Genomic DNA, 26,250 nt, shown 5'->3' with positions numbered 1-26,250 from the left:
GTTTCCTAGCATTAGAGCATTCACTCATACTTGGAATTACATTGTGGAAATTGATCAACAAAGTCCCGTAGAAGACTCGCAACTCGTCAAATGGCTAACGAATAAGCTCGGTGACCTTTCCCCAGCAGAAAATACAGGCGCTGAGGCATTAGACCGCAGTGATATCTTTGAGCTGAGTAAAGTGATTTCTGACTTCTTCGCCCAAGAGCATGTCGCACACAACGACAAAAACTACGCCATTGTTTACGGATTGATCACTGGCTACCGCACCGATCAGGCGGTATCTCATCAAGAGATGTTGGATTACCTCACCAGTTGCGTATTTCTATTCCAAAACTAGCTCGCTATTACAAGCAACACGTACGACTAACGTCAAACCTTTAGCGAGGTTTGACGTTTTTGTTTGTATTTTTCAACAGCGAAACTATCAACAAGCTCACTTTTTACAGGCGAAAAAAAGCCCTTCACAAGGAAGGGCAATAGTACCATCGCTTATAGTTATAGTGATATGCCAGTAAATTCTGTCATTCGCTAATGCTGTGATTCAAAACGAATCGTGCGATAAATGGAAATTGTGTTCAAACAATTGCAAGCCTTACGCTGTCATTAACCAAAGTCACCGTTTACGTAACCTTGAGTACGGTCATCACTTGGGTTAGAGAAAATAACCTGAGTGTCGTTGTGCTCAACCAGTTCGCCCATTAGGAAGAACGCAGTGCGGTCTGAAATACGACGCGCTTGCTGCATTGAGTGAGTAACGATAACGATGGTGTAGTCTTTTTTAAGCTCTTCCATCAACTCTTCGATTTTGTGTGTCGCAATTGGGTCAAGTGCAGACGTTGGCTCATCCATTAGGATAACGTCAGGCTGCATGGCAATTGTACGAGCGATACATAAACGCTGCTGCTGACCACCAGACAAACCAAACGCATGTGACTTCAAACGATCTTTAACTTCGTCCCAAAGTGCTGCGCGGCGAAGCGAGCTCTCTACCACTTCGTCAATGTGCTTTTTGTCTTTGATACCTTGCGCACGAAGACCGTAAGCAACGTTCTCGTAGATGCTCATTGGGAACGGGTTTGGCTTCTGGAATACCATACCTACTTTGATACGTAGGTCTGCAACATCGATGTTGCCGTAGATGTCCGTGCCATCCATTTCTAGCAAACCGGTAATTTTAACGCCTTCGATAAGGTCGTTCATGCGGTTCAAACAGCGAAGCAGTGTTGACTTACCACAACCTGACGGACCAATTAACGCTGTTACTTGGCGAGTTGGGATCGGTAGGTTGATCGCTTTAAGTGCTTGGTTTTCGCCGTAGAAAAGGTCTAGGTTTTCAATGTTAAACTTGTTCATGTCTCTATTCTCTAAATTCTTTGTCGTGTTAATTCGTGTAAATTTGATGGCTTGGCTCTTTATGGTCTGGCCCCACCATCAGTCGAATTGTTCTCAATTAGTACGTTGCTGTGTTAAAGCGGCTAGCGATAAACTTCGTTAGCGTGTTGATAAGTAGGACAACCACAATCAGTACAGTCGCTGTACCGTATGCTTGGTTCCACTCATCCATGGTAAACAGCTCCGTTGTGAGTTTGTACAGGTGAACCGTTAGGGTACGACCTGAATCTAGCAGTGAGTCTGGTACACGTGCCACCATACCTGCTGTTAGGAATACCGGTGCAGATTCACCGATAACACGACCAATACTTAGAATGACCGAAGTAAGAATACCTGGGGTTGCACTTGGCAGAATAAGACGCCAAATGGTGTAGATTTTCGATGCGCCCAAACCGTAAGAACCTTCACGGTAAGTTTGCGGTACCGCCATTAGGGCTTCTTCTGTCGTACGGATAATAACCGGTAGAATCAAGATACTTAGAGTAAGTGCACCCGATAGAATCGAGAAGCCAAAGCCCATGATGACTACGAAGAACGTCATACCGAACAGACCGAAGATGATCGACGGAATACCTGCCAACGACTCAGTACAGAAACGAATAACCTTAACCAGCTTACTGCCTACCTTAGCGTATTCGGTTAAGTAGATAGCCGTCATGATGCCTAAAGGCGCTGCAACTGCAATCGATGCGATAACCATGTAAACGGTCGAGATGATCATCGGGAAGATGCCCTTCTCTTTACCCGTTGCAGTGTAGTTATCAGTGATAAAGTTCCAATCTACGTGCTGAAGACCATTGGATAGGATGTACCAAATGATCCAGAACAAGAAGCCTACGGTCATTGCCGCTGCTGCCCAAACAAAGGCATTGAGAATCGCGTCTTTTTGAACACGCGCTTTCTTTAGTTTTACTGTATCCATAATAATTACTTCGCTTTCTCGCGGTTCAAGTAAAGGAGAGCTGAGTTGAGCATCATGATAAATACCAGAAGCACAACACCGGTCGCGTATAGAGCATTTGCGTGAACGCCACTTGCATAGGACATTTCAATTGCGATGTTTGCTGTTAGCGTACGGGCTGACTCCAAAATACTGCCAGGCATTGCAGGCGCATTACCCATTACCATGATGATTGCCATGGTTTCACCTAGAGCACGACCAATACCCAGAATTACGCCAGTCATAATGCCTGAACGAGCCGCTGGAACGAGAAGTTTAAAAATGGTGTAAATCTTTGATGCACCTAAAGCCAGTGAGCCTTCTTTGTAGGTGCGTGGTACAGCGCGAATCGATGTCTCTGAAACGGTAATTACCGTTGGAAGAATCATCACGCCTAGCACGATGATACCCGCAAGAATCGTGTTGCCCGCTGGTACATTAAATACCTGTTGGATAAGCGGTACGATAATAATCAGACCAAAGAAGCCGTAAACAACCGATGGGATACCCGCCAATAGTTCAACCGCTGGACGGATAATATCCGCGAGACGCTTTGGTGCGATTTCTGCGATAAAGATAGCCGTTAGAACACCAATTGGAACACCAACGACGACAGCGCCAAGCGTAGAGACAATCGATGCCACGATCATGGTTGCAACACCGTAAAGCGCAGGTGGTAACCAATGCTGACCTAATACGATGCCACTCACACCCACTTCTTGGAATGCTGGGATACTTTCTTTAACGATGAAGTAAGCAATAATGGCAAGAGATACGATGCCGATTACTGCGCTGGTTAGAAATAGTCCGTGGAAGAATCTCTCTTTCCAATCAACTCGTGTTTGAGCCTTAAGGCGGCGAGCTTCAGACTGAGTCGCTTCATTGTTCATAAGCTTCTCACTATTTGTTGCGATGGTCATAATATTGCTTCTATGTTTAATTACTTCGATAGACGCGCAAAAGGCTCAGCCCTAAAAGGTGGGCTGAGCAACTTAAATATTTACTGGTGTAGCTTAGTTAACAGTGATGTAACCTTTCTTAGCTGATAGTGCTTGAGCTTCGTCAGCAACCATCCAGTCTAGGAATTGTTGAGTTTCAGCTGAAGGTGCGCCATCTTTGTAAAGAACAAGGAATGGACGAGCAACTTTGTAAGAACCGTTCTTTACGTTGTCTACTGTTGCTGCAGCGCCGTCAATTTTTAGAGGCTGAACTGTGTTGTCTACTGTACCTAGAGAGATGTAGCCGATAGCGTATGGGTTGCTTGCTACAGATACTTTCAGTGCACCGTTACCGTTAGCAACTTGAGCACGTTGAGAGATAGCCGATACTTTCTTACCGCTGATCTTCATTTTCAGTTTCATGATGTCTTCGAATGCACCACGAGTACCTGAAGCCGTATCACGAGTGATAGCAACGATTGGCTTGTTTTCACCGCCAACTTGGCTCCAGTTAGTAATTTCGCCTTTGTAGATGCTTGTAATTTGCTCTGACGTTAGCTCTTTAACGCTGTTGTTTGGGTTAACAACAACTGCGATACCGTCACGAGCGATAACTAGCTCTTTAAGGTCTGCTGATTTTTCTTCTGCTTTAAGGTCACGAGAAGAGATACCTAGGTCTGCGCTGCCATCCTTCGCTGCACGAATACCTGCTGAAGAACCTGGTGCTTGGATTTCGATAAACACTGGTTCGCCTTTGTTCATGTAAGTTTCTGCAAAAACTTCAACCAGTGGAGAAGCACTATTAGAACCTACTACAGAGATAGTTTCTTTTGCTGAAGCTGATGTCACTGTTAGTGCGCCTAGTAGAGCGATTGCACCGATAACTGTCTTTTTCATCACAATTTCCTTTAGTGGCTTGATTGCCTTGTTTCGTTTGAACGCTGACAAGATTAGAGGTCGAATATGACAGTTGTGTTTCAGTTCCTTGAAAGGTCTATGACAAATGAGAATTTTGAAGATGGGGGTTTATGGGAGAAGATCACTTAAAATCAGTACTTTATCATGGGTAATTGAGTATAGACCCCAATATGACAGTCAAAAATTGTACTGTAATCTTTGTCATAAAGTGGTTTGTTTGCACAAAAGTTCGTCAATTTCAGCCTTTCTAAACGCTAAATTAACTCTAAAACACGTACTCTTTTGTCGCCGAATGGCAAAAAACCAGAGGAAGACCTCTGGTTTTTGATTAAAATTTGTACCCGATAGAAAGACTGCCCTGCGTTTGATCCTTCATAATGCCGCGACTTCTAAATGGCGCCCGCTCCAATCGAGTATCAACATAAATCCCCAAAGCAGTGTTCACTCGCGCACCAATCGCACCCGTCACTGTAGAGCCGCTCAATTTTTCAGATCCTAAGGTATCCAAGTTATCCGATGGCATCGTATTGCTTATATGATTAACTTCAAAATCGCCACCTTGAGTCGCGACGCCCACAGCGACGTAAGGCTTTATATCTACCACCCCAAGGTCAAACGCATAACCTACCTCAGCTTCTATACCTGCTCGCCAACCGTCGACTTCTGCTTCTGCTGCCCCCACCACCGGCGGTAGTACTTGTCCCATGTACGGCTCAGCTGCATCAAAGGCATACTCCCCTTGAGTTTTGCCTTTGAGCCCTTGAACATAGCCATTCACTGAAAATACACGGTTAACATCGTAGCCAAGCTCTAATCTCGGTTGAGCACCTAAACCACCAAGTTCTGTCGCTTACCCCATGGTCGCTCCCGCACCAACACGAAAACCAGAGTATTCCGTACCTGCCATCGCGATTGAAGACATGCCTGCAACACACATTACTATTAACGCCTTTTTCATTTTATTCACCTCTAAGTTAATTCGGAATTAAACAAATGTTTACAACCCCTCAACCCCGCACGAAGGCGGGGGAATGAAAAGTGACGTTATTGATGTCTGCTCTTTGAGCGGAAAAAGCATTTAAGCTTTGAGCGAATAAGACTCACTAAAGGTTTTCCCAAAATGGCTATTGAACCAAATAGAATCACCTCGTTAATAACAAACCCAATTCCTACCACCGATACCGTTTCTGCTGCCGGCCAGTCCAGGGCGGAACCCAGTGCCCCCAAGCCCGCCGGTACGACAAACATACCAATATTGGTAAGAATAAAGGTGACCAGCGCCAACTTCTTTAGTGGAGTATCAGCCAGCGAATACAGGTTTAAATCAGATTGATTTGACATGGAGGCCTCTTTACTTGACTGAGTTATTTTTAGTCGCAAAACGCGAATAGAGAGCCAAATTTAGCGAGACTTTGCGTTGATAAGATTTTGCTGGGTCTATGTCTTTGTTGTTGGTTGATTTGATGTCAGTAGTCATGGTCTTTACCTTCTTTATGTCTAATAAAGCGCATCCATTCCACTATGTTGTCAAAACGATTGGTCTCGTTTTCCCCTCTGACACCGCTTATATTAGTCATCTTTACTGAAATACAAATTCATTAAACCTTAAGAATAATTGACAGGTTGTGTTTTTATTCCTCCTTGAGTAATCATCTTGCAAACATCACTCACTTAACTAACCTTAAGGAATACAAACATAAAGACCATTAAAGGTGTAAGCTAAACTGATATGTTAACCGTGAATTTGCTACAACTTCAGGCCTTCGTTCTCTCGGCTGAAACCGGTTCTTTTTCTGCTGCTGCCAGAAAAATGAAGAAAACGCACTCTGCAATTAGCATGACGGTCTCTAATCTAGAGCTCGACGTGAACCAAGAGCTATTCGATCGTTCTACGCGCAACCCCACGCTGACGCCCGCTGGCGAAGTACTGCTAAAGGAAGCCAAGCTTATCTTGGCACAGTGTGAACACTTTGAGCGTCTCGCAAATGAGTTGGAGCCTGAAGAAGAGACAGAGTTCATATTGGCCGTTGATAACGTCTATAGCGTCCCGAATGAGAAAGACATCCTCCATATGCTGGCAAAGGATTTTCCGAGGCTCAAGTTAAAGCTCCGAGAGATGCCATCCTCAGAGGTTGTTTCCGCGGTTGTTAAAGGAGAAGCCCACATAGGATTTACGCTGTTGGAGCAGCCTATTTTCAGTAATCTCGGCGCAATTTCACTCCCAAGTGCGGAGCTGCTCTATATTGCTAGCCCCGAGCATCCACTAGCTAAACTCGATTCTGTCTCTTTGGTGGATCTACAACGTCACAGGCAAGCTTATCTGTCACATAATCGCAAAGCCTCAGACACGGCAATCTCACCCAATATCTGGGAATGTGAATCTATTTCAGCGGCGAAAACCGCCATTGGTTACGGACTGTGCTGGGGAATCGCGGTCGAACCTTTTATTCGTCCGCAAATAGAGTCAGGTCAGATTGTGAAGTTGAATGTGGAGCCATCATTGAGAAAAGCAATCCCAGCGGCGCTCATTTGGAAGATAGGAAGTGAGTCTGGAAAAGTGCATAAAGCTATACGAGCGTTATATAGCTAACGCCTTAAAACAAAAAAGGCCTCACCAATATATGGTAAGGCCGATTACTTTATTCGCTGTCTGCAGCTGGCTTAGGCTTTTTCTTCGGAATGAATACCGAATCACCCACAGCCACATTTTTATAAAAGGTTTTATCGCGATTCGCTGGTTTCTTAGGCGTCGCTTTCTTCTGCTGTGCTTTACCTTTAGCAGCCTGTGCTTTCTTATTAACGGCTGGTTTCTTAGGACGGAAGCCTTTGAATTTACCTTTCAGTCCTTCTAGTACCGAGAAGCCAATATCTTGCTGAAGGAAAGCCTCAACACGTTTAAAGCTATCCCAGTCCTTTGGACCAACCAAAGAAATTGCATCACCTTTGTTACCTGCACGGCCGGTACGGCCTACACGGTGTACGTATTCCTCGGTGTGCTTTGGCATATCGAAGTTAATTACGTGAGTAACCGTTGCGATATCTATGCCTCGAGAAGCTACATCTGTGGTCACCAGGATCTTAAATACATGACGTTCAAACTGACTCATAATGGTGTTGCGCTGAGTCTGGTTTAAATTACCGCTTAACGCGATAGCCTTAAGCTGCTTTTCATTCAGCCATTTAGTCAAACGATCGGTATCAACTCGAGTTGCAGTAAAGATGATCACCTGCTTATACTCGGCTTCTTCGAGGATACGCTCTAGTAAAGCTTCTTTATGATCTAGATGGTCACAAAGGTAGAATTTCTGAGTGATGTCTTTGTGTTCTTCGTTAGAGACACCAATCGATATACGTTTTGGCGCATCCAGCATCTCTGCTGCAATGTCATTGACTTCAGCGTGATCAAGCGTCGCAGAAAACATCAACGTTTGACGGCGGCGGTGTTTCGCAGCGTTGTGGATGCGGCGAAGCTCTGGAGCAAAACCGAGATCCAACATACGGTCAGCTTCATCAAGAACCAAAGTTTCCAAACCGTCGAGAAATGTTGAGCGATGCTCTAAATGGTCAGCTAGGCGTCCTGGAGTCGCTACAATAAACTTAGGATAGCGGCGCAGCGCTTTCACTTGGTCGTTAAAGTTTTCACCACCTAGAATGAGCGCAGCCTCATAAGACAGACCACCCAACATTGATTTAAGCTCACCGTACACCTGCTTCGCTAGTTCACGCGTTGGTGCCAGAATCACACCACGTGGATCTTTTGCAGAAAATGCTTTGTTCTTAAGAGATTTATGCAGCATCGGCAATACAAATGCCAAAGTCTTGCCAGAACCCGTTTTTGAAGACGCCAGCAAATCCTTACCAGCAATCGCTACCGGAATAGCTTGCTTCTGGATGTCGGTCGCTTTTTTAAAGTCGTAGTGACTTAAGTTCTTCAATAGTCGGTTATCTAGGCCAAGTTCTTTAAATTGCAATGCAAGTTCTCCTCAGACGGTTGCAGGCTAAAAATGAGGGCGCATGATACCCGATAATTCTCCTTGCCACCAGCGAACAATCGAGGTGAAAAACAAGGCATCTAGACACATTGTAGGAGAACTCTGAACCAAAACTGCTCATTTCTTAACCTAAAAAAAATAAAATCAGCGGTTACAGAGACTTATAATGAGATGATTCCATCTACGTGACATAGGTCACATTAATCCTGCTGAGGTTAATCTCATAATTAAGACAAAGGAAGATTAACCCCAAAATGGCGTAATTTTTTGGTTTTTCTGACTTTTAAATAATTTGCGTTCTTAAAATTAGGCACTAAACTCAGAAATAGCCTTTATGCGAACATTCACGTTGCAGGGCTGTTCTAAATACTAATCCTGAAGGAGCTTATAATGAAGAAAGTTTTAATTGCAGCTGCAGCATCGTCAGTTTTACTACTTGCAGGTTGTGCGTCTGGTCCAGATGAAGCAACAACAGCAAAAATGGATGACCTAAGCAACCAAGTTAGCCAGCTAAGTGCAGACGTTCAAGCGCTTAAAAACGAAGTACAAGCAGGCAACAAAAATGCAATGGCAGCTCAAGAAGAAGCTGAACGTGCAAACGAGCGTATCGACAACATCGCTCAATCTTACACTAAGTAAGATGCTAGCTTAAGACAATGAAAAACGCCCACGATATCGTGGGCGTTTTTTTATATCTGCTTTACAGTGAGCAACCGCATTATATCGGTCGCTCAAGATACCGTTACTCTAGGTCATCCATCGCTGGCACCACCTCAATAGGCACGCCGTTCTGAGCCAATACCGCCGCACGAGCAATTTGATCTCGGATCCCGTACTCTTCTAGCCACCATGTTAGCTCTTGAGGAAGTTCCATCGCTTTTTTGGTGCCGTCGCTACGGGTAAGTGGTTCATGAGCCTCGATAAAGACGCTTCTATCCGGCTCAAGCGCTATTTTGATTGGCTCGTCAATCACTTGAACTTTAGTGCCAAGCTTCACTTGATAGAACAGCCAATCGATATCTTTAGGATCCATTCGAATACAGCCAGCACTCACACGAAGTCCAATGCCGAAGTCTTTGTTGGTACCGTGAATCAAATAACTACCTGTACCGTAGGCAAGACGCATTGCGTAATCACCGAGCGGATTTTCGGGACCTGCCGGCACAACATCCGGAAGTTCAACCCCTTTAGCTAAGTAGTCTTTACGGATAGAAGTGGGTGGTGTCCAGGTTGGGTTCTCACGCAATTGACTGATCGTAGTGGTCATTTCAGGGGTGTCTTGACCTATACGCCCAATACCCACAGGGAAAATGTGCACCAAATTCTTGTCCGGCTCAAAGTAATACAGACGTAATTCAGCCAAATTGATCACGATACCTTCGTAATCCACCTCAGGCAGAATGGCCTGAGACGGTATCGTCAATACGTAGCCTTCGGATGGCAAAAATGGGTCGACGCCTTTGTTGGCGGCCATCAGTGACAAAAAGCCTACATCGTAACGCTTGGCAATGTCAGACATGGTCTCGCCCGCTTCAACACTGTGGTACTGGAGTGTTCCAACCATATTACTACCATCGGTTGGAAGCTCAAAAGTCGCTGCGCTTAACCACTGAGAAAATCCTAAGCAAGCTGCCAGTAAGGTCTTACGTAACATCAATATTGATCCTTAGCTTCTTTGTATAGTGCTAAGGTTATCTCTCTTTGCGTCTTATGATCAACTATTGGTGCCGGATATGCCACACCATCGAAGTGCGGCCACATCCATGGCTTATGGATAAATTTGTTAGGCACATCACGAAGCTCAGGCAGCCAAGTGCGAATAAATTCCCCTTGGGTATCGAATCGCTCACCTTGGGTGATGGGATTAAAAATCCGAAAATAAGGCTGTCCATCACACCCTGTCGACGCACACCACTGCCATCCGCCGTTATTCGCTGCGAAGTCGCCATCCACCAGTTTGCTCATAAAGTAACGCTCACCTCGACGCCAATCGATGTTGAGGTCTTTGGTCAAAAAGCTCGCGACAATCATTCGCAGTCTATTGTGCATCCAACCTGTCTGGTTAAGCTGCTGCATCGCCGCATCTACGATCGGATAGCCTGTTTTTCCTTCACACCAACGTTCAAACCACCCATCCTCTCCAGGCCAGCGCAGCCCCTTCTCCCACTCTAGATAGCCTTTATGCTTCGACAGCTTTGGTTCAAAGTGGATGAGATGTTGGTAGAACTCGCGCCAAATAAGCTCACTGAGCCATACTTGCGCCCCTTCAGACAAAGGCTCACCCTCGGCATCATAGTAAAGGCGCGCTATGCATTGACGCACGGACAACGCGCCAATCGCTAGATAGGGGCTTAATTGACTCGTACCATCAATCGCCGGTATGTCACGTTCATTGTGATAATTGCGTACTGATTCATCAGAGAACTGCCTCAAACGGGTCAATATTGAATCTGTCGATACATGATATTGACGGCTATCTTGCCTTGGATAAGTAAAGCATTCCTCCAAAGAAGTTAAACCATGAAAGTCGGCAGTGCATGGTGCAGAGACGGGTGGCTTAACAACTTCAACTCTTGAAAACTGATTTTGCCATGCCTTTCTAAATGGCGTGAAAACTTTAAAGTAACCACCTTGTTTGTTAAGAACGCTACCTGGCAACAACATGCACTTGTCATCAAAGGCATTCACATTTATGCCATTTTTAGCCGCCAGCAACTCTAGTTGCTCTACTCGCTGACGTTCATTGAACTCGTAATCTCGGTTTAAGTAGATATCAACGATATTATGTTTGGTGCAGAGATCTACAAGCCACTGATTGGCTCCATCGAAGTTATCTGTACTCGCCACTATCAAAGGTATGTTCAGCGCACTAAGCTCGTTTTCAAGCTCTCTCAAACGTCTAAATATCAGATCGGCTTGGATAGGAGCAAGGTCATGCTCAGCCCATTGCTGCGGCGTAACGATAAAACAGGCAACCACAGGTGTGACACCATCAATAGCAGCGATGAGCGCTGTATTATCAATGGTTCTAAGATCACGATTAAACAGCATTAGTTTCATGACAGCTTACCCGCATTGTTACTGATTAAGTGCTCAATGACTGGAGACAGTAACCAAGCCGGTTTATCCTGCTCGCGCTGCACTCGAATTGCATCAAGTTGTTTTTCAGACAAGGATTTCTCCGCAAAGAGATGTACCGAGTCGAAATTCACTGAATCCAGCTGAAGCGCCGACACATCTTCGACCCCATCAATGAAGGTGACGTTGACGCCCTGTTCAGACAACCGTGCATAATTCAGCCAGGCAAATAGATTGCCGGTGACATCCATACTCACCAGCAAAGTGGATGTTGAGCGTTTTCGTTTGCGCTCTACATTAGCCATGATGGCAAGCTTTTGAATCATCGCTGTTTTAAACAGTGACTGCTGTATCGCTTTGGGGCTTAGTTTCAAGTAGTCCGTTGCGTTAAGGACTGGGATAACAAACTTCATCTCCACCACATCTAAAGGATACTCTTTCAACACAGTATCAATAATGACGTCGACTTTGTTACTGCTTAAAGCGCCAAGGGCATCCAGTAACGTCGTAACTTCTTCCAACTGCTCGGTTTCAACATCGGTTTGAGACAATGTATCGGAATCAATGAGCGCCTTAACTTTACCTATGGAGACTCCTTTACTGAGCCAGCTTTGGATATTGTTAATACGCTCAACGTCTTTCTCTGTATAGAGACGATGCCCTTTGTCAGTTCGCTGTGGTTGAATCAAGTTGTACCGTCGTTGCCAAGCCCGAAGCGTAACGGGCTTAACGCCCGTAATATCCGCCACTTCACGGATCGCGTACATGGTATTACTCAAGGTATTACTCAAGGTATTACTACAAGCCATATCTTAAACGCATCTCCTCTGGGTGGGGCTGCAAAAATTGCTGGTGCGCCAAATAGTCATCTGGGTAAGCATTGAGGTAATGTTTAAGAAGCGTCAATGGCGCCAAAACCGGCAACAATCCTGTACGGTAGTCGTCGATGACATGAGCCAACTCCGCTTTCTCGTCTTTATTGAGCGAGCGCTTGAAGTACCCTTGAATGTGCATGAGCACGTTGGTCACATTTTTTCGGCTTGCGCGGTTTTTCAATCCTTCCATCAACCCTAGGCGATAGGCTTGATAAAATTCGTCTGGCTGGTAGTCGGCCTGGTTTGCAACTAAACGTCCAAGACTCTTATAAGACTGTGGATCGTGTGCCATGAGCGTCAACTTGTAGCGAGAATGGAAAGCGACGATTTTACCTGGCGTTGGCTCTCCACCCATTGACGCATAAAAATCCTTTAAGCTGTAGACTCGCGCTACAAAGTTCTCTTTCAATACAGGATCGTTAAGTCGCCCATCTTCCTCAACTGGCAGCCAAGGCATTTTTTTCATTAAGTGCTCGGTATATAAGCCAACACCATCGGTTCGAGCATGACCACGAGTGTAAACCTTCACACGCTCCATTCCACAACTTGGAGATTTGGCGCAAACGATGTAGCCACACATTTCTGTATCTTCTAACTCGGCGACTTTTTCTCGAGTAAAACGCATCATGCCATCTGTGTGATCATTTGATGCATCTTTGGTATCCACAAGAGCAATACGCTCTTCGTTGCTCATCAATCGAATCGTTGGTCTTGGTACAGGTAAGCCCATTCCTACTTCTGGGCAGACGGAAACAAAGTCAAAGTAGTCTCTAAGTTCTTTGTTGACGTACGTGCTCTGCTTATGACCAGAATCGAAACGCACTTTTTCGCCTAATAGGCAGGAACTGATCCCTACGGTAATTTTCTCGCTCATCGTCCTTTCCTCACAACTTGCCGTCGCTTACATTGTACAAAATACGCTTATGTATAAGTTTTAGATCACTTTCTTAAGTGATACAAAATTTTCTTTTGTACAATTGTATGGTTGCCGCAGACAAATGGTTCACTCACGAGACAAATATTTCCCCCACTTTCAATCATCGATAAAATCGATTGCTCAGCCACTTTCAACAAAATTAGTTATCATCAATCGAATTTCTGTTCGTTACCGACAAATTTGTGACTAAACTCTCACAGAGCCCTTGCTAGGCCAGTTAAAATCCTCACCAACAACGAACATAGCGTTCAACATAATTAGTTAAAACTTTAGGAGCGACCCCCATGGCAACCCCTCATATCAATGCAAAACCAGGTGATTTCGCAGAGACAGTACTAATGCCAGGCGATCCACTTCGCGCACAATACATCGCAGAAACTTTCTTAGAAGACGTAGAGAAAGTGTGTGACGTTCGCAACATGTTTGGCTACACAGGTACCTATAAAGGCAAGCGAGTGTCAGTGATGGGTCACGGTATGGGCATCCCTTCTTGCTGTATCTACGTTCACGAACTTATCAAAGATTACGGCGTTAAAAACGTAATTCGCGTGGGCAGCTGTGGTGCGGTACGTGACGACGTAAACCTAATGGATGTTGTGATCGGTATGGGCGCGTCAACAGACTCTAAAGTGAACCGTATTCGATTCAATGACCACGATTTTGCTGCGATTGCTGACTTCGGTCTTCTAGAAGAAGCCGTGAAGCAAGCACGCATTAAAGAAGTACCGGTTAAAGTAGGTAACATCTTCTCGGCAGACCTGTTCTACACTCCAGAAGCAGATATCTTCGACAAAATGAAGCACCTTGGCATCCTAGGTGTCGATATGGAAGCGGCGGGTATCTACGGCGTTGCTGCAGATCTTGGCGCAAAAGCTCTGACGGTACTGACGGTATCTGACCACATCATCCGTGGTGAGAAACTAAGCTCAGAAGATCGCCAAAAATCGTTCAACGATATGATGGTCGTTGCGCTAGAAACAGCGATCAACCTATAAAACAAGAAAGCCAGCTCAAGCCTGAAGTGAGCTGGCTTTTTTCTAACTGAATCGCTTTCTAGCTGAATAGTTTTCTAACGAATTAAACACTTCATCGAGCCCTATAACAATATTCAAGGCTTGATGTCACCAAACCATAGGGGGTGAACGTGTCAGAAGGCAAACTGCCGATGGCCGCGGACGGGTTACAGCTCAATTTTTGTAAAACATTGGCGTGTGACAATTTTGGACAAAGTGATGCAAACCTCTATATCCTGCAGCACCGTAACCCCAAACGGCCAGCGATGGTATGCCGCGAATGTGGCGCGTTTCCCCCCCTACTTAACAATCGAGAAGTCCTCAATGAACTGACTCGATTGAAGCAGCATCATCACGAAGGGCTCCCTTCGTGTAAAGATCCGCAATGCGAACACTTTGGCCTATCGGTACATACTCACAAAGATCGTTATCACTCTTTTGGGTTTAGTGGCGATCGCCAGCGGTATCGCTGTAAATCTTGCCAAGGTACCTTTGTCGATAAATGGTCGGGCAGTAATAAGAAACTAAGCTTCCAAGAATCGTTACTTGGGCTTCTGTTTACCGGATACTCGGTGCGCGAGATCTGTCGAAAGCTGAAAATCAATCCAAAAACTTTCTACGATCATATCGATCAAATTGCCAGTCGCTGCCGTCGTAAATTAGCGGATATTGATGGTCGTTGGATAAAACACACTGATACTTTTCATTTAGCCTCACACTATCGACCATTGCAGCCACAAAGCCACAACGGCGTATTTTGGTTTGCAACCTGCGATGCCGATTCGGGTTATGTGTTGTGCCAACATACTAACTACAGCTCAGCCGATGCTGAAAATACGCTAGAAGATCACGATGCCTACGTAGCGGGTACGCAAGTACTCCCGAAAAACTACAGTGCGGAGACCAATCATGAGATCAATACCACCGCGACCGATTTAAAAGGACAAATTGATATTACCTATCAAAACATCCTTGCGCGCAGTAACGTCGAAGATCCTCTAGGTAACTTTGCCAAGTTTCATTACCCTGCCGTAGGCTCGTTGATTAGAGCCCCCTACACGTCTTATGCTCACTACTTATCGATTCTAGAATCACTAAGCTGCGAGTCTGGAGAAAACAGCAAGCGTGTGACGGTATACATGCCACAAGATCCCGTGCTGCGCTCTGCCGCGCTTACTGTTTTTCTGGGTGAAATCCAATACGGTAACGTGGAGCTAATGTACGTAGAGCAAGATGAACATTGGCAAGATGCACAGTCATCCGAGCTTATTGACGTGGTACTGATGGGATGGTGGCGCGATCGCTGGGCGGTCACTCATCAATCTTCAGGGGCAAGCAAAGGAGTGTGTTACCTAGCGGGCAATAACCCGAATGTCTCTTATTGGCTACAAACCGCCTCAACCAAGCAAGTCACCTTTTATCAAGACCGTTTCCACTTGCTGTTTGAAAGCTTTGTGAATGAACCAAGACGAAAGTTAAGACCTGCGGGGATCCACCCACTGCTGGATATTTTCCGTGCTTGGCACAACCTGTGTTATCAAGACAAGCAAGGTCAAACAGCCGCTCAAAGATTAGGGGTCACCGAGGCACCGATGACCCTTCGCTGCTTACTTGAGTAAGCAATTCGATACAAGCAAGTATTACAACCAAGCGCTACAAAAAGAACAGCGAAATCCCAGCGAGCGCAAATAGAGTACCGACAACACTGCGACGTGAAATTGGCTCACCACGGATGGCATAGATAATCAGAATGAACAATGGACTGGTGGCAATTAAAGTTTGTGCGATAGCGGGATTAGCATGTTTAAGCGCAACCTGTTGTAGCCACAGGGCAAGGAATGTCCCCACAAAAATCGCCGCCAGTAACCAACACCAGTTTTTCTGACTCATACCTTTGCTCTGCTCAACCATCTTTCGGTACGGTTTTTTCTCAACAAAACCAATCAATAACGCCACCGCTGCGACACCAATAGTGAGACGAATCAAAGCGCCCAATAACGGTGGTAAGTCTCCTTGCACCAACGCAAAATGGGAAATGACAACACCACTTGCCTGGCACACGCTGGCCAGCAATCCAAAACCAATACCTGACAAATTCGCCTTTTGATTGTGCTCATCGGCAGGTTGAAACACGACTGTGGTCACCGCAATGGTGGTAATAATAACGCCTAACCAACTCTGAAACCCCAACGCCGTGCCAAGCGCCACCAATGCAAGAACACCTGATAGCGGCGGTGCTAATGATTCCAGCAATAGCGTTTTGCTGGCACCAATACGTTTCAGTGAAGCAAAGTAGGCACTGTCACCAATCGCGATGCCTATGATGCCAGATATGCCGAGTATCCAGACATAGCTCGCCTCTAATTGCACATCCGGCATAGGAACGAAAGGCATCACCAGTAGCATCATTACCGATGCCAAAATACCCTTAATGATATTTAGCTGCATCGCAGAAAAGTGATGACTGAACTGACTGTATATCCATGTGGCGACTGCCCACACAATTGCAGCACCAATGGCTGCAAATTCACCAAGAAATTGCACTCAACCCTCTAATATTTATCAGTTTGCTATTGCATAATACATAATTACAACAAATACTTAACCAACGTAAATTGATTACGCGATTCAATACTCTTCACCAAGGATGCATTATGTTTTTGGATTATTTTGCTTTAGGGCTACTGGTATTCGTTGCCCTGGTTCTGTTTTACGGAATCATCGTCATTCACGACATCCCCTATGAGATCGCTAAAGAGCGAGATCATCCTCATCAGGATGCCATACATGTTGCAGGATGGGTAAGCTTATTTACACTACACGCCATTTGGCCATTTTTGTGGATCTGGGCAACCCTATGGCGCAATGAGCGTGGCTGGGGCTTCCATAAACTCGAAGAAGAGCAGCACGATTTGCATCACCGTTTAGAAAAGCTCATTGACCAAGTCGATGAACTCAAGAATGAAGTAAGCTACCTCAAGGGTAAGCAGGCTCAAGAGAAAGCGGCGGCCACTCAAGTCCAGGCAGAGGAGAAGTAACCTATGGATCTATTATTGGTATTAACCTACGCCGCACTATGTATCGCTATCTTTAAGATCTTCAAGATCCCTCTCAACAAATGGACAGTACCGACTGCCGTGTTAGGTGGCGTGGTTCTAGTTGGGACATTGATTTTATTAATGAACTACAACCACCCGTTTAGCCAAATTGGCGGCCAGTTCTATTCCACTACGCCTATAGTTTCGAGCGTACGCGGTAAAGTCGTCGAGGTTGACGTCGAAGCTAACCAAAAACTTAACAAAGGCGACGTACTGTTTCGTATCGACCCTATCCCTTTTGAAGCAGAAGTGATTCGAGCTAAAGCCGCCCTAGCCGATGCCGAGCAGGATGTACTGCAGCTAGAAAGCAACTATAAAGCGTCTCAATCAGAGACCATTAAAGCGCTTGCCGAACGTGATAAAGCTGAAAGAGAGTACAATCGATATCAACAAGGCTTCAAAAAAGGTGCATTCACTGAGCAACAAGTCGATACTCGCCTACAAACCTTCAAAGCGAACCAAGCTGCGCTTGAAGCGGCACAAGCACAAGAAGAGAGCGCTCGACTTGCATTTGAATCGCAAATTTTCGGTGAGAACACCATGGTTGCTCAGCTGAAAGCTCAGCTGATTCAAGCCGAGTTTAATCTGCGAGAAACCACCGTTGTTGCTCCGACCGATGGCTACGTAACTCAACTAGCTCTTAGACCGGGTATGATGGCGGTACCGCTGCCACTGGCACCACTTATGACCTTTGTTCACACTGAGCAAGACTTTTATGTGGGCGCTTTCAGACAAAACTCTCTGCAACGTCTTAAATCAGGTTTTGAAGCGGAGTTTCTGTTTAGAGCACTGCCGGGCAAAGTCTTTAAAGGAAAAGTTGTCGAGGTTCTGCCCACCATCCCTGAAGGCCAAATTCAAGCAAGCGGTACGTTAAGAACCACTCAAACATTCAATACCTCTGGTCGCGCTATGGTTAAGCTAGTGATTGAAGATGATATGAGTCAGTACGTACTACCAACAGGCTCTAACGCAGAAATTGCGGTGTATTCTGATAGTTTCACCCACGTATCTATCATGCGTAAGGTACTGATCCGAATGAAGAGCTGGCAAAACTACCTCTACCTGGATCACTAAGTTAGCACCATCAAAAACGGCAACCAAATCGGTTGCCGTTTTTCTATCGAATTGGTCGTCATAAGTATTGTTTGATCATAAGTATTGTTTGATCATAGTGGTGATTTTGTCATCCGTTGGAGAAGTGCCTGTCGAAAACACACCGACGACATTGCCATCTCGCCCTACTAAGTATTTATAAAAATTCCATTTCGGAGTGACACCGCTTTGCTTGGCGATTTCAGAGAAAACTGGATTGACGTCAGTACCTTTTACCGAGCTACGCGCCATCATTGGAAACGTCACGCCATAATCGAGATAACATACTTTGGCGGAATTCTCTTCGCTACCTCTATCTTGATTGAAGTCGTTGGAAGGAAAACCAACAACACTAAACCCCTGATCTTTGAACTGATTATGCAGGTTTTCTAGCTGTTCGAATTGGCCGGTAAAACCACATTGGCTGGCCGTATTCACTACCAACAACACTTTGCCTTGATATTCGTCACACAGGCTCACTGTATCGGCCGAGTTTAGTTTTCGCTGAGTAGAATCTAGGAGGGTTGGACAACTACTCGCCAGTGTTTCCTTGGCGAAAAGGCCAAATAACAGTCCGAGTATAAGTGCTTTAAAAACCATGCTCATTGCCACCTCCTTATTGCGAACATTTTCTTACGGGTAACGTTAAGAATAGTTCAAACCCCAAGAGGGCGCTATTTAGAAGCCTGTTTGGTCTCTAGTCGTAGACTAGGTATTATCGCATAGATAGCAAAACAGCCACGGTATCGTGGCTGTTTTGAATCCTGCGAAACATTTTCGTTATGCAAGCGTTGCTTTGAACTGCTCAAGCAGTTCACGTTGCTTATCAGTAAGATTCGTCGGAGTGTCTACCTGAATTTTTACCAATAGGTCACCCGTTTCACCTTTACGACTCGTCACGCCACGGCCGGTCATTTTGAATTTTCGACCTGATTGCGTTCCAGCAGGAATTTTGAGTTTAAAGCGGCTATCCAACACATTGACTTCCACTTCACCGCCCAAAGCTGCCGTGACCATAGAAACTTTGGTCAAACAGATAAGGTCATTGCCATCACGCTCAAGAAAAGCATGAGAACGAGTCGCGATGGTCAATAGCAAGTCACCAGCTGGGCCACCATTGATACCTGGGCGACCTTTTCCAGAGAAGCGGATCTTCTCTCCGTCTTTAATGCCAACCGGAACTTTTACATTGATCTTTTTGCTCTCACCGTTGATTGGCAGTTCAACTACCTTTTCGGCACCTTGAATCGCATCGACAAAATCAACGGTTAACGTGTATTCCTGATCTTGACCTTTTTCGGCTCTGGGGCGGCCACGTCCGCCACGAGCTTGAGAGAAAATGTCCTCAAAACCACCAAAGCCACCGCCGCCGAATCCGCCGCCACGCTGTCTAAATGCATCACCGAAAATATCATCAAAGCCACCACCGTGACCACCGTGACCGCCGTGACCACCAAAACCGCCACCTTCAAACGCCGCATGCCCAAACTGGTCATACTGACGACGTTTATTAGTATCCGTTAGCACCTCGTAAGCTTCTTTTACTTCTTTAAAGCTCGCTTCTGCTGCAGTGTCTCCAGGATTTTTATCAGGATGGTATTTCATCGCCAAGCGCTTATAGGCCTTTTTGATGTCCTTTTCTGAGGCTCCTTTCGAGACACCTAGCACGCTGTAATAATCTCTTTTCGACATGCTAAAACCTCACTCACTCTCTTACTCAAACATAAAAAGGGCGTTCGAGTTTCCGCGACGCCCTGAATTCCGATAAGTTTATGTATTTATGCCCATAACTCAACTTTTTCTTAAATCTCTTACTCACCGCAGAGCCAACCAATATTCAAACAACCAAGATTCTCAGTCAGCAATAAAGCGAGATGCATGACCATGCATAAACCACTATCATGCACGGCGCTGTTTCAAACAGCCCCACATCGAGGCTAACTCTGTCACCGTGATGTCACACAATGTGTTTAGTTTTACTAGTTCACTTATTCAACGCAGAACGGAACTGGCGTTTGAATCCTACCCCATTTTCTAGATAACCTAGTTCTCAATTACATCTCATCCTCAATGGAGTGTGATTGAACATCAAGATTATCTCTTTTGATAAAACTTTAGGTTTTATGGGCTAGATTGCATAGTAAAGTTCTGTTCTGATAGTAAATGATTTAACGACGTCTTTGAGTGTATTGGTCATAGAGAGCTTATCCATAGAAGGTTTGCCACACATCACACTCCCCCAAAACGTCTTTTGTGCTTGTTATATAAGGAGTTATACAATGCCGAAGGAAAACCAATATTCCCACATTTCTAGTAATGCGCGTTTGCGTAATACCACCGCGATGATTTTAGCGGGTGGGAAAGGCACTAGACTAAAAGAACTCACCTCAAATATCGCAAAACCTGCGGTATCCTTTGGCGGGAAGTTCAAAATCATCGATTTTACACTCTCCAACTGCATCAACTCGGGTATTCGTCGAGTTGGCGTGCTTACCCAATATATGGCGCACGATCTAATAAGCCACATCCAATCTGGCTGGCAGTCGTCTTATTCTGCGCTAGGTGAAGGGGTCTACATTATCCCTGCTCAGCAACGTGTTGGGGAAAACTGGTATCGCGGTACGGCCGATGCGTTGTACCAAAACCTCGACCTCATCAAACGTGTCGACCACACTGAACGTGTGTTGATCTTGGGCGGTGACCACATCTACAAAATGGACTACTCGCGCATGATCAACTTCCATGTTGAAAGCGGTGCGGATGTCACTGTTGCCTGTATCCAGAAACCAATTGAGCAGGCGTCAGAATTCGGCGTAATGGGTCTTAATGAAGATGGTGACATCATCAACTTTGTAGAAAAACCAGCCAACCCAACTCCAATGCCAAACAATAAAGATAAGGCGCTCATCTCAATGGGTATTTATATCTTTAATGTAGACGTGTTGGATGCCGAGCTTAGACAAGCCTTAGATGATCCAAACTATAAACACGACTTTGGACACAACATTATCCCTAGCCTTATTGGCCGCAAGAAGGTCAAAGGTTACGTGTTCACCGAGCGTGGTCATCCTGGTGCCAACGGCTATTGGCGCGATGTGGGTCATGTAGACGAGTACTACGCTGCAACAATGGACTTGCTTGCACCGACACCAGAACTTGATCTTTACGATACCAGCTGGCCTATCATGACCAACCAAGTGCAACGACCTGGGGTGAAGTTCTTATTCAATGACCCACAACGCCGAGGTTTCGCTGTTGACTCAGTCCTTTGCGCAGGAGCTATCATCTCCGGTGGTCAGGTTGACCATAGCTTGGTTTCCTCGGATGTTCGCGTCGAAGACTTTGCGGAAGTGAAAGACAGCATCTTGTTGCCGCGAGCCGTAGTTGGCAGTAGCTGTAAGCTAAAGAAAGTGATTGTTGCGGAAGGGTGTGTCGTCCCTGATGGTACTGTGATCGGCTATGATCTTGAAGAAGACCAAAAACGTTACACCGTCACTGAAAGTGGTGTGGTATTGGTTTGCTCTGAGATGTTTGAAACATGCAATACCGCTTCTCACCAAGAAAACCCTGAAGCGATTGTTTCGTAAAAACACCGACTCTGAGTGGCTCCTTCCCTCAGCTAGTTAGCTGGTAACTAGGGAATTAGACAACAACCATTAGAAGCAAGTACCAGCAGCAGTACTTGCTTCTTTTTTACTCAACAAGCACTCTTATAGAGCTTGAGCGCATCATAAAATGCCGCCATAGTGGTGTAGTGAGCATCGAATAGCTCATCGGCATTGACGCGGCCACGCACCGCAGTCAGATACTGCTCGGCAATCGCATCGGTTTTCGCTCGATGTATCTCAATCAACTTTTTACCCGGTTCGGTGACAGCAAGTATCTTTTTGATTCGTCCACTCTGTTTGATCTTGGTTGCCGTCAGCAACTCCGCAGACTCAAGTTCACGTACCGCTTTATTCACTTTCGAGGTATCAGCAAGAAAAGCTTGGCTGATCATATATTGGGTGCATTCTGTCGAGTCTTGTTCTGAACATTTGTCGACATATTGAAGGACAAAGAAGTTGAACAGCGACAGTTTAATGTTGATTGATTCCGAGAGGATCTTCTTGAGGTGTTCCGTCACCAAATAGCAAATATATCCATCACTGGGTAGCGGGCTCATAATGTGTCAGCTCCAGAGAAGTAAATGGTGTGCCCAATATAACAGCCGGTAAGTGCTGAGATAAACAAAAATATTTTGTTACACCAATCGTGTGATTTGACCATATTTTTGACACTATTTGCCATTTATGTACTACAAATGACTGATTTTTTCAGTTATAGAAAATTACGCTCATATCGTCATAATGGACTTACCGCGTCGATAGTATAACTTGGCTATGGCCGTCACAGCCAAACCAAGTGTTCTCTCTCTTGATGCGATTAACCCTTTGAAGAGGATATGCCTCTTCGGATTGTATTGCGGAATTTGATTTATTGAATAACGTTTTGGCGGGCGAAAATGCCCGCTTTTTTTATGCGCCTTCCAAGCACCACTCTCCAGCCCCAAATGTCACATAGTCATAAGTTATAATTTAAGTTTTACTCAATAATATTGAAGACTTGCCTTAATCCAGCTACGATTTTGAGTCAGCACGATGGCGTGTTTTGCAATAATATGATGGAGAGCAAAGGCATGACGAATCAATATGTTCCACCTATAGTTTGGACGCACGATAGCGAAAGTGGTGGTCAGTGGGCTAGTATCAACCGACCTGATTCAGGAGCAAGACACGAACAGCCGCTTCCCTCTGGCGAGCATGCGCTACAGCTCTATTCGTTAGCAACACCCAACGGTCAAAAAGTCACTATCATGCTTGAAGAACTACTTGCGCTTGGTAAGACAGAGGCGGAATACGACGCTTACACCATCAAAATCGGTGATGGCGACCAATTTGGCTCTGGCTTTGTAGCCGTGAACCCAAACTCAAAAATTCCAGCTTTACTGGATCGCACTGGCGACGAGCCAGTTCGCGTTTTTGAGTCGGGGAATATTCTGCTTTATCTCGCTGAAAAGTTTGATGCGCTGTTACCTAAAACAGCTAACAAGCGCGTAGAAGCGATGAACTGGTTATTCTGGCTGCAAGGTTCAGCGCCTTATTTGGGAGGCGGTTTCGGCCACTTCTATGCTTATGCACCAGAAAAATTCGAATACCCAATCAATCGCTTCACAATGGAAACTAAACGCCAACTTCACCTTCTTGATGCGCGCCTAGCTGAGAATCAGTTCCTTGCGGGAGACGAGTACACGATAGCAGATATTGCTACCTGGCCATGGTATGGCAACTTAGTAATCAACAATCAGTACGACGCTGCCCAGTTCCTAGATGTTGAAAGTTACCCTAACCTAATACGCTGGGCAAAAGACATTGCAGAACGTCCAGCGGTGAAACGAGGCCGTATTGTTAACCGTGTGTGGGGAGAAGAATGGGAAACGTTAGCCGAGCGCCACAGTGCATCCGATATTGACGAAGTCCTCGCCAAACAGCCTAAATAAAATATTACTGACATTGCAACAAGGTGCACAAAAGGAGCCTACCCTTAGAGAAAGCCCTCATTTTGTGTGATAGGCTCCACAGAAATAGCGGTGTTGAATATCGGCACCCCGCTATTTTTTACAAGGAGTGTGACAAGGAACGTTGATATAAATGTCTAAAGAAGAATTCTGTCATCTGGCAAGCTTTGAGGCATTCGATGGAATGGATGTCATCAACGCACAGTTTATCGATACCACATTTGGCAAACACGCACATGGTGAGTTTGTGATTACGCTTGTTGATGCAGGTGTTCAGCAATTCTTTCATAAAGGTGCTACTCACAATGCCATCAGTGGCGATATTTGTGTTATCAGTCCAGACGAGATCCATACCGGCAGCAAAGGTTGTGAGCAAGGGTGGCGATATCGCGGTATCTACCCAAGTGAACAGCAAGTGCGCGATATCTATAAAGAGATGTACTCGAAAGATGGGTTGCCATCATTTCGTGAAAGCATCATCTCTGATGACAGGTTAAAACGGCAAATGCACCTACTGCTTTCTACTATTCATAGTGGTGGAGAACAACTTGAAGTCGAGAGTCACTTAGAGCTGTTACTAGTAAAAATCATCTTGCAATACGGCTCATCTAGACTCGCGAATACTAATGGTTTGGATGCCAAATCCAACATCATTATTGCCCGTGACTATCTTGCTGACAACTGCACCAATAAGGTTTCACTCGATGAGCTGGCGCATTTAACCGGCGTAAGTAAATATCATTTGATCCATGAGTTTAAACGTCATTTAGGCGTTACTCCTCACCAATTTCAAGTCCAACAAAGAGTCAGCTACTCTAAATCCTTGTTAAAGGCAGGACACAAGCCCATTGATGTCGCAGTAGCCTGTGGTTTCCATGACCAAAGTCACTTTCACAAAACCTTCGTCAGCGCCATGGGGATCAACCCAAAGACCTACCAACAACAATTTTTTACAAGATAACTGACCCCAGGCTCATTAGAGTAGCGACTGAATAAACAAATAAAATAACAACGTCAGTAGCTAGGTTAGTTGGAGTAAATAACAAAATGGAGTTACATCAAGTCGAGTTCTCGACAGAACGATCTCGTTCGTACAAATTAGCTTTGAATCAATTTCCTGAGTGTTGGAAAGAAGACACGTTAATGATGTATGACTTTCTTTCCCCTCAATGCGGTGAGTCAATACTAGAAATTGGAGCGGGAAGTGGCTTTTTCTCATTCGATATTTCTACCGCTATTGGTCCTGAAGGACGACTATTTGTCGTCGACCCTTCTCCAGACCAATTAAGACCCATTTACGAACGAGCAGATGAAAATATCACCATCATGCAAAGGCCTGCAGAAGATATTTCTCTTTCTGAAGGGGTTCAGCTCGATGCTATATGGTCACGCGGCGCTTTCCACCATGTAAAGAGTAAAGAAGCCGTCTTGAGCAACTTGGCGCAGTTTGCTAAGCCCGGCGCACGACTGGTGATTTGTGACATTTTCAGTGGCACTAAGCTATCAGACTATTTTGATGAGCATGTGGCTATTTCATGCACTACGGGCCACGAAGTCAGCTTTTTGAGCAAACCTTACGCCAAAAGTTTGTGCAAACTTACTGGGTGGAGCGAGCCTAAGTTCACTGATCTTGCACTACAGTGGCATTTTGAGCGAAAAGAAGATATCGGTGTCTTCCTGTCACTCCTTCATTCCAATAAGCCTGAGTATTCTCACAAACACAGTTTGGATGATGCAGAGCGCCTACTTGGCATTCGCCGTACACCAACGGGGTGGGCACTCAATTGGCCAATGACAGTGATGACGGCCATTAAGGAATAAGATGGAAAGTCAGCTAGCGTTTATCACCATTTGCATAGCTTCAGCCGCATCTCCGGGACCGGGGATGCTGGCGGTATTGAGCAACAGTTTAAACCAGAATATGCAACGGACGATTCCGGTCATACTCGGTATTTCTACCGGGCTATTGCTGGCATCAATACTGTCGAACTCTTGGTTGTTGACCTTAGTCCACACGAATGCCCTCGCCTACCAAGTCATGACCGGATTATGTAGCAGCTACATTATCTACCTAGGCTGCTGTGCGATTTACTATTCAACAAGCCAGGCGCTGATTGAATCACGCACCTATGGGTATAAGAGTGGCGTGCTGATCTCGTTGCTAAATCCAAAAACCATTGTCTTCTTTGGTGCGCTGTTTCCACTTTTCGTGAAAGGCGAGCAGTACTTTGCCTTGCAAGTCACGCTGCTAACTCTAGAGCTCGTGGTGATTACTCTGTCAATACACCTGTTACTGTCGCTCGCAACGGAAAAAGTAGCTCGGTTTCTTAAACGATATGTCGTGACAATAAATCGACTAACAGGGCTGTTGTTTATTGCACTTGGGTTGAGCGGATTGATGCTTCAAGTATAAAAAA

At 45.3% G+C, this 26,250-nt stretch carries 26 protein-coding genes and 1 pseudogene; 12 read left to right on the top strand and 15 right to left on the bottom strand.

Annotated features, from left to right (window positions below; genetic code table 11):
• Positions 1-43: 43 nt before the first annotated feature.
• Positions 44-340: a hypothetical protein gene (locus ACVA6Q_RS02575; protein WP_446646406.1), complete on the top strand. Its 297-nt coding sequence runs from the start codon at positions 44-46 to the stop codon at positions 338-340.
• A 266-nt stretch (positions 341-606) separates the two neighbouring features.
• Here ACVA6Q_RS02575 and pstB read toward each other — a convergent pair whose 3' ends face one another.
• From pstB to ACVA6Q_RS02545, 6 genes and pseudogenes are all read right to left on the bottom strand, one after another.
• Positions 607-1,356: a phosphate ABC transporter ATP-binding protein PstB gene (gene pstB / locus ACVA6Q_RS02570; protein ID WP_353499727.1), complete on the bottom strand. Its 750-nt coding sequence runs from the start codon at positions 1,354-1,356 to the stop codon at positions 607-609.
• Positions 1,357-1,453: 97 nt separating this feature from the next.
• Positions 1,454-2,317: a phosphate ABC transporter permease PstA gene (gene pstA, locus ACVA6Q_RS02565; RefSeq protein WP_446646405.1), complete on the bottom strand. Its 864-nt coding sequence runs from the start codon at positions 2,315-2,317 to the stop codon at positions 1,454-1,456.
• Between the two features lie 5 nt (positions 2,318-2,322).
• Positions 2,323-3,255 (bottom strand): phosphate ABC transporter permease subunit PstC, encoded by a 933-nt coding sequence (pstC, locus tag ACVA6Q_RS02560; RefSeq protein WP_353499730.1) that lies wholly within the window; start codon positions 3,253-3,255, stop codon positions 2,323-2,325.
• A 93-nt stretch (positions 3,256-3,348) separates the two neighbouring features.
• Entirely contained in the window at positions 3,349-4,170 is an 822-nt protein-coding gene (locus ACVA6Q_RS02555; RefSeq protein WP_446646404.1) for a phosphate ABC transporter substrate-binding protein, read from the bottom strand.
• 349 nt (positions 4,171-4,519) lie between these two features.
• Positions 4,520-4,993 (bottom strand): annotated as a pseudogene (locus ACVA6Q_RS02550) (hypothetical protein); the annotation flags it as partial.
• Positions 4,994-5,235: 242 nt separating this feature from the next.
• The gene (locus ACVA6Q_RS02545; protein ID WP_446646403.1) at positions 5,236-5,532 is read right to left on the bottom strand and encodes a hypothetical protein; all 297 of its coding nucleotides are present in this window, start codon (positions 5,530-5,532) and stop codon (positions 5,236-5,238) included.
• A gap of 388 nt (positions 5,533-5,920) precedes the next feature.
• On the opposite strand from ACVA6Q_RS02545, the gene ACVA6Q_RS02540 reads away from it, so the two are divergent.
• Positions 5,921-6,781, top strand: a complete 861-nt coding sequence (locus ACVA6Q_RS02540) for a LysR family transcriptional regulator (RefSeq protein WP_446646402.1) — start codon at positions 5,921-5,923, stop codon at positions 6,779-6,781.
• A 49-nt stretch (positions 6,782-6,830) separates the two neighbouring features.
• Here ACVA6Q_RS02540 and ACVA6Q_RS02535 read toward each other — a convergent pair whose 3' ends face one another.
• Positions 6,831-8,162, bottom strand: coding sequence for a DEAD/DEAH box helicase (locus ACVA6Q_RS02535; protein WP_353499735.1), 1,332 nt, complete (start codon positions 8,160-8,162; stop codon positions 6,831-6,833).
• A 411-nt stretch (positions 8,163-8,573) separates the two neighbouring features.
• Between ACVA6Q_RS02535 and ACVA6Q_RS02530 the strand changes: the two genes are divergently transcribed.
• Positions 8,574-8,822 carry an Lpp/OprI family alanine-zipper lipoprotein gene (locus ACVA6Q_RS02530; RefSeq protein ID WP_042495096.1) on the top strand — a complete coding sequence of 83 codons (249 nt, stop codon included), beginning with the start codon at positions 8,574-8,576 and terminating at the stop codon, positions 8,820-8,822.
• A 103-nt stretch (positions 8,823-8,925) separates the two neighbouring features.
• Here ACVA6Q_RS02530 and ACVA6Q_RS02525 read toward each other — a convergent pair whose 3' ends face one another.
• From ACVA6Q_RS02525 to ACVA6Q_RS02510, 4 genes are read right to left on the bottom strand one after another with little or no spacing between them, the layout of a single operon-like run.
• Complete coding sequence (locus tag ACVA6Q_RS02525) at positions 8,926-9,837, bottom strand: L,D-transpeptidase family protein (protein ID WP_446646401.1); 912 nt, start codon at positions 9,835-9,837, stop codon at positions 8,926-8,928.
• The gene (gene phrB / locus ACVA6Q_RS02520; RefSeq protein ID WP_446646400.1) at positions 9,837-11,243 is read right to left on the bottom strand and encodes a deoxyribodipyrimidine photo-lyase; all 1,407 of its coding nucleotides are present in this window, start codon (positions 11,241-11,243) and stop codon (positions 9,837-9,839) included. Before phrB ends, ACVA6Q_RS02525 begins: the two co-directional genes overlap by 1 nt.
• A complete protein-coding gene (locus ACVA6Q_RS02515; protein WP_446646399.1) occupies positions 11,240-12,070 on the bottom strand; it encodes a MerR family transcriptional regulator in 831 nt (276 codons plus the stop codon). The genes phrB and ACVA6Q_RS02515 overlap by 4 nt, the downstream gene beginning before the upstream one ends.
• Positions 12,060-13,010, bottom strand: coding sequence for a YbgA family protein (locus tag ACVA6Q_RS02510; protein WP_446646398.1), 951 nt, complete (start codon positions 13,008-13,010; stop codon positions 12,060-12,062). The genes ACVA6Q_RS02515 and ACVA6Q_RS02510 overlap by 11 nt, the downstream gene beginning before the upstream one ends.
• 347 nt (positions 13,011-13,357) lie before the next feature.
• Here ACVA6Q_RS02510 and deoD point away from each other — a divergent pair, with 347 nt between their 5' ends.
• Complete coding sequence (deoD, locus tag ACVA6Q_RS02505; protein ID WP_042495091.1) at positions 13,358-14,068, top strand: purine-nucleoside phosphorylase; 711 nt, start codon at positions 13,358-13,360, stop codon at positions 14,066-14,068.
• A 149-nt stretch (positions 14,069-14,217) separates the two neighbouring features.
• Positions 14,218-15,705 (top strand): transposase, encoded by a 1,488-nt coding sequence (locus ACVA6Q_RS02500; RefSeq protein ID WP_446646397.1) that lies wholly within the window; start codon positions 14,218-14,220, stop codon positions 15,703-15,705.
• A gap of 34 nt (positions 15,706-15,739) precedes the next feature.
• Here the strand turns inward: ACVA6Q_RS02500 and ACVA6Q_RS02495 are convergent, their stop codons facing one another.
• Positions 15,740-16,630, bottom strand: a complete 891-nt coding sequence (locus ACVA6Q_RS02495) for a DMT family transporter (protein WP_446646396.1) — start codon at positions 16,628-16,630, stop codon at positions 15,740-15,742.
• Positions 16,631-16,740: 110 nt separating this feature from the next.
• Here ACVA6Q_RS02495 and ACVA6Q_RS02490 point away from each other — a divergent pair, with 110 nt between their 5' ends.
• Both ACVA6Q_RS02490 and ACVA6Q_RS02485 read left to right on the top strand, forming a co-directional pair.
• Positions 16,741-17,124, top strand: a complete 384-nt coding sequence (locus ACVA6Q_RS02490) for a DUF3302 domain-containing protein (RefSeq protein ID WP_446646395.1) — start codon at positions 16,741-16,743, stop codon at positions 17,122-17,124.
• Positions 17,125-17,127: 3 nt separating this feature from the next.
• Positions 17,128-18,258 carry an HlyD family secretion protein gene (locus ACVA6Q_RS02485; protein WP_446646394.1) on the top strand — a complete coding sequence of 377 codons (1,131 nt, stop codon included), beginning with the start codon at positions 17,128-17,130 and terminating at the stop codon, positions 18,256-18,258.
• Positions 18,259-18,333: 75 nt separating this feature from the next.
• Here ACVA6Q_RS02485 and ACVA6Q_RS02480 read toward each other — a convergent pair whose 3' ends face one another.
• Positions 18,334-18,876 carry a glutathione peroxidase gene (locus ACVA6Q_RS02480; RefSeq protein WP_446647164.1) on the bottom strand — a complete coding sequence of 181 codons (543 nt, stop codon included), beginning with the start codon at positions 18,874-18,876 and terminating at the stop codon, positions 18,334-18,336.
• Positions 18,877-19,056: 180 nt separating this feature from the next.
• Complete coding sequence (locus tag ACVA6Q_RS02475) at positions 19,057-19,968, bottom strand: DnaJ C-terminal domain-containing protein (protein WP_446646393.1); 912 nt, start codon at positions 19,966-19,968, stop codon at positions 19,057-19,059.
• Between the two features lie 587 nt (positions 19,969-20,555).
• On the opposite strand from ACVA6Q_RS02475, the gene glgC reads away from it, so the two are divergent.
• Positions 20,556-21,863 (top strand): glucose-1-phosphate adenylyltransferase, encoded by a 1,308-nt coding sequence (gene glgC / locus ACVA6Q_RS02470; protein ID WP_446646392.1) that lies wholly within the window; start codon positions 20,556-20,558, stop codon positions 21,861-21,863.
• Positions 21,864-21,973: 110 nt separating this feature from the next.
• Here the strand turns inward: glgC and ACVA6Q_RS02465 are convergent, their stop codons facing one another.
• Entirely contained in the window at positions 21,974-22,441 is a 468-nt protein-coding gene (locus tag ACVA6Q_RS02465; RefSeq protein WP_446646391.1) for a hypothetical protein, read from the bottom strand.
• 513 nt (positions 22,442-22,954) lie between these two features.
• On the opposite strand from ACVA6Q_RS02465, the gene yghU reads away from it, so the two are divergent.
• The 4 genes from yghU to ACVA6Q_RS02445 all read left to right on the top strand — a co-directional run bounded on the left by yghU (position 22,955) and on the right by ACVA6Q_RS02445 (position 26,246).
• Positions 22,955-23,815 carry a glutathione-dependent disulfide-bond oxidoreductase gene (gene yghU / locus ACVA6Q_RS02460; protein WP_446646390.1) on the top strand — a complete coding sequence of 287 codons (861 nt, stop codon included), beginning with the start codon at positions 22,955-22,957 and terminating at the stop codon, positions 23,813-23,815.
• Between the two features lie 151 nt (positions 23,816-23,966).
• Entirely contained in the window at positions 23,967-24,794 is an 828-nt protein-coding gene (locus ACVA6Q_RS02455) for an AraC family ligand binding domain-containing protein (protein ID WP_446646389.1), read from the top strand.
• An 86-nt stretch (positions 24,795-24,880) separates the two neighbouring features.
• Positions 24,881-25,654 (top strand): class I SAM-dependent methyltransferase, encoded by a 774-nt coding sequence (locus tag ACVA6Q_RS02450; RefSeq protein ID WP_446646388.1) that lies wholly within the window; start codon positions 24,881-24,883, stop codon positions 25,652-25,654.
• Between the two features lies 1 nt (position 25,655).
• Entirely contained in the window at positions 25,656-26,246 is a 591-nt protein-coding gene (locus tag ACVA6Q_RS02445; protein ID WP_446646387.1) for a LysE family translocator, read from the top strand.
• Positions 26,247-26,250: the final 4 nt, after the last annotated feature.

Source organism: Vibrio sp. DNB22_10_4 (genome assembly GCF_052879755.1).
The sequence above is the reverse complement of the archived record's forward strand: the minus strand, read 5'-3'. Positions and strand labels throughout refer to the sequence as shown.

What these genes read in the sequence shown, in the direction of transcription:
- pstA (WP_446646405.1), bottom strand. Translation starts at nt 2,317, where the DNA reads ATGGATACAGTAAAACTAAAGAAAGCGCGTGTTCAAAAAGACGCGATT.
- ACVA6Q_RS02540 (WP_446646402.1), top strand. Translation starts at nt 5,921, where the DNA reads ATGTTAACCGTGAATTTGCTACAACTTCAGGCCTTCGTTCTCTCGGCT.
- ACVA6Q_RS02475 (WP_446646393.1), bottom strand. Translation starts at nt 19,968, where the DNA reads ATGTCGAAAAGAGATTATTACAGCGTGCTAGGTGTCTCGAAAGGAGCC.
- ACVA6Q_RS02545 (WP_446646403.1), bottom strand. Translation starts at nt 5,532, where the DNA reads ATGTCAAATCAATCTGATTTAAACCTGTATTCGCTGGCTGATACTCCA.
- ACVA6Q_RS02515 (WP_446646399.1), bottom strand. Translation starts at nt 12,070, where the DNA reads ATGGCTTGTAGTAATACCTTGAGTAATACCTTGAGTAATACCATGTAC.
- ACVA6Q_RS02530 (WP_042495096.1), top strand. Translation starts at nt 8,574, where the DNA reads ATGAAGAAAGTTTTAATTGCAGCTGCAGCATCGTCAGTTTTACTACTT.
- ACVA6Q_RS02510 (WP_446646398.1), bottom strand. Translation starts at nt 13,010, where the DNA reads ATGAGCGAGAAAATTACCGTAGGGATCAGTTCCTGCCTATTAGGCGAA.
- ACVA6Q_RS02455 (WP_446646389.1), top strand. Translation starts at nt 23,967, where the DNA reads ATGTCTAAAGAAGAATTCTGTCATCTGGCAAGCTTTGAGGCATTCGAT.
- ACVA6Q_RS02445 (WP_446646387.1), top strand. Translation starts at nt 25,656, where the DNA reads ATGGAAAGTCAGCTAGCGTTTATCACCATTTGCATAGCTTCAGCCGCA.
- glgC (WP_446646392.1), top strand. Translation starts at nt 20,556, where the DNA reads ATGCCGAAGGAAAACCAATATTCCCACATTTCTAGTAATGCGCGTTTG.
- pstC (WP_353499730.1), bottom strand. Translation starts at nt 3,255, where the DNA reads ATGACCATCGCAACAAATAGTGAGAAGCTTATGAACAATGAAGCGACT.
- ACVA6Q_RS02450 (WP_446646388.1), top strand. Translation starts at nt 24,881, where the DNA reads ATGGAGTTACATCAAGTCGAGTTCTCGACAGAACGATCTCGTTCGTAC.
- deoD (WP_042495091.1), top strand. Translation starts at nt 13,358, where the DNA reads ATGGCAACCCCTCATATCAATGCAAAACCAGGTGATTTCGCAGAGACA.
- ACVA6Q_RS02525 (WP_446646401.1), bottom strand. Translation starts at nt 9,837, where the DNA reads ATGTTACGTAAGACCTTACTGGCAGCTTGCTTAGGATTTTCTCAGTGG.
- pstB (WP_353499727.1), bottom strand. Translation starts at nt 1,356, where the DNA reads ATGAACAAGTTTAACATTGAAAACCTAGACCTTTTCTACGGCGAAAAC.
- ACVA6Q_RS02465 (WP_446646391.1), bottom strand. Translation starts at nt 22,441, where the DNA reads ATGAGCCCGCTACCCAGTGATGGATATATTTGCTATTTGGTGACGGAA.
- ACVA6Q_RS02485 (WP_446646394.1), top strand. Translation starts at nt 17,128, where the DNA reads ATGGATCTATTATTGGTATTAACCTACGCCGCACTATGTATCGCTATC.
- ACVA6Q_RS02555 (WP_446646404.1), bottom strand. Translation starts at nt 4,170, where the DNA reads ATGAAAAAGACAGTTATCGGTGCAATCGCTCTACTAGGCGCACTAACA.
- yghU (WP_446646390.1), top strand. Translation starts at nt 22,955, where the DNA reads ATGACGAATCAATATGTTCCACCTATAGTTTGGACGCACGATAGCGAA.
- ACVA6Q_RS02490 (WP_446646395.1), top strand. Translation starts at nt 16,741, where the DNA reads ATGTTTTTGGATTATTTTGCTTTAGGGCTACTGGTATTCGTTGCCCTG.
- phrB (WP_446646400.1), bottom strand. Translation starts at nt 11,243, where the DNA reads ATGAAACTAATGCTGTTTAATCGTGATCTTAGAACCATTGATAATACA.
- ACVA6Q_RS02480 (WP_446647164.1), bottom strand. Translation starts at nt 18,876, where the DNA reads ATGGTTTTTAAAGCACTTATACTCGGACTGTTATTTGGCCTTTTCGCC.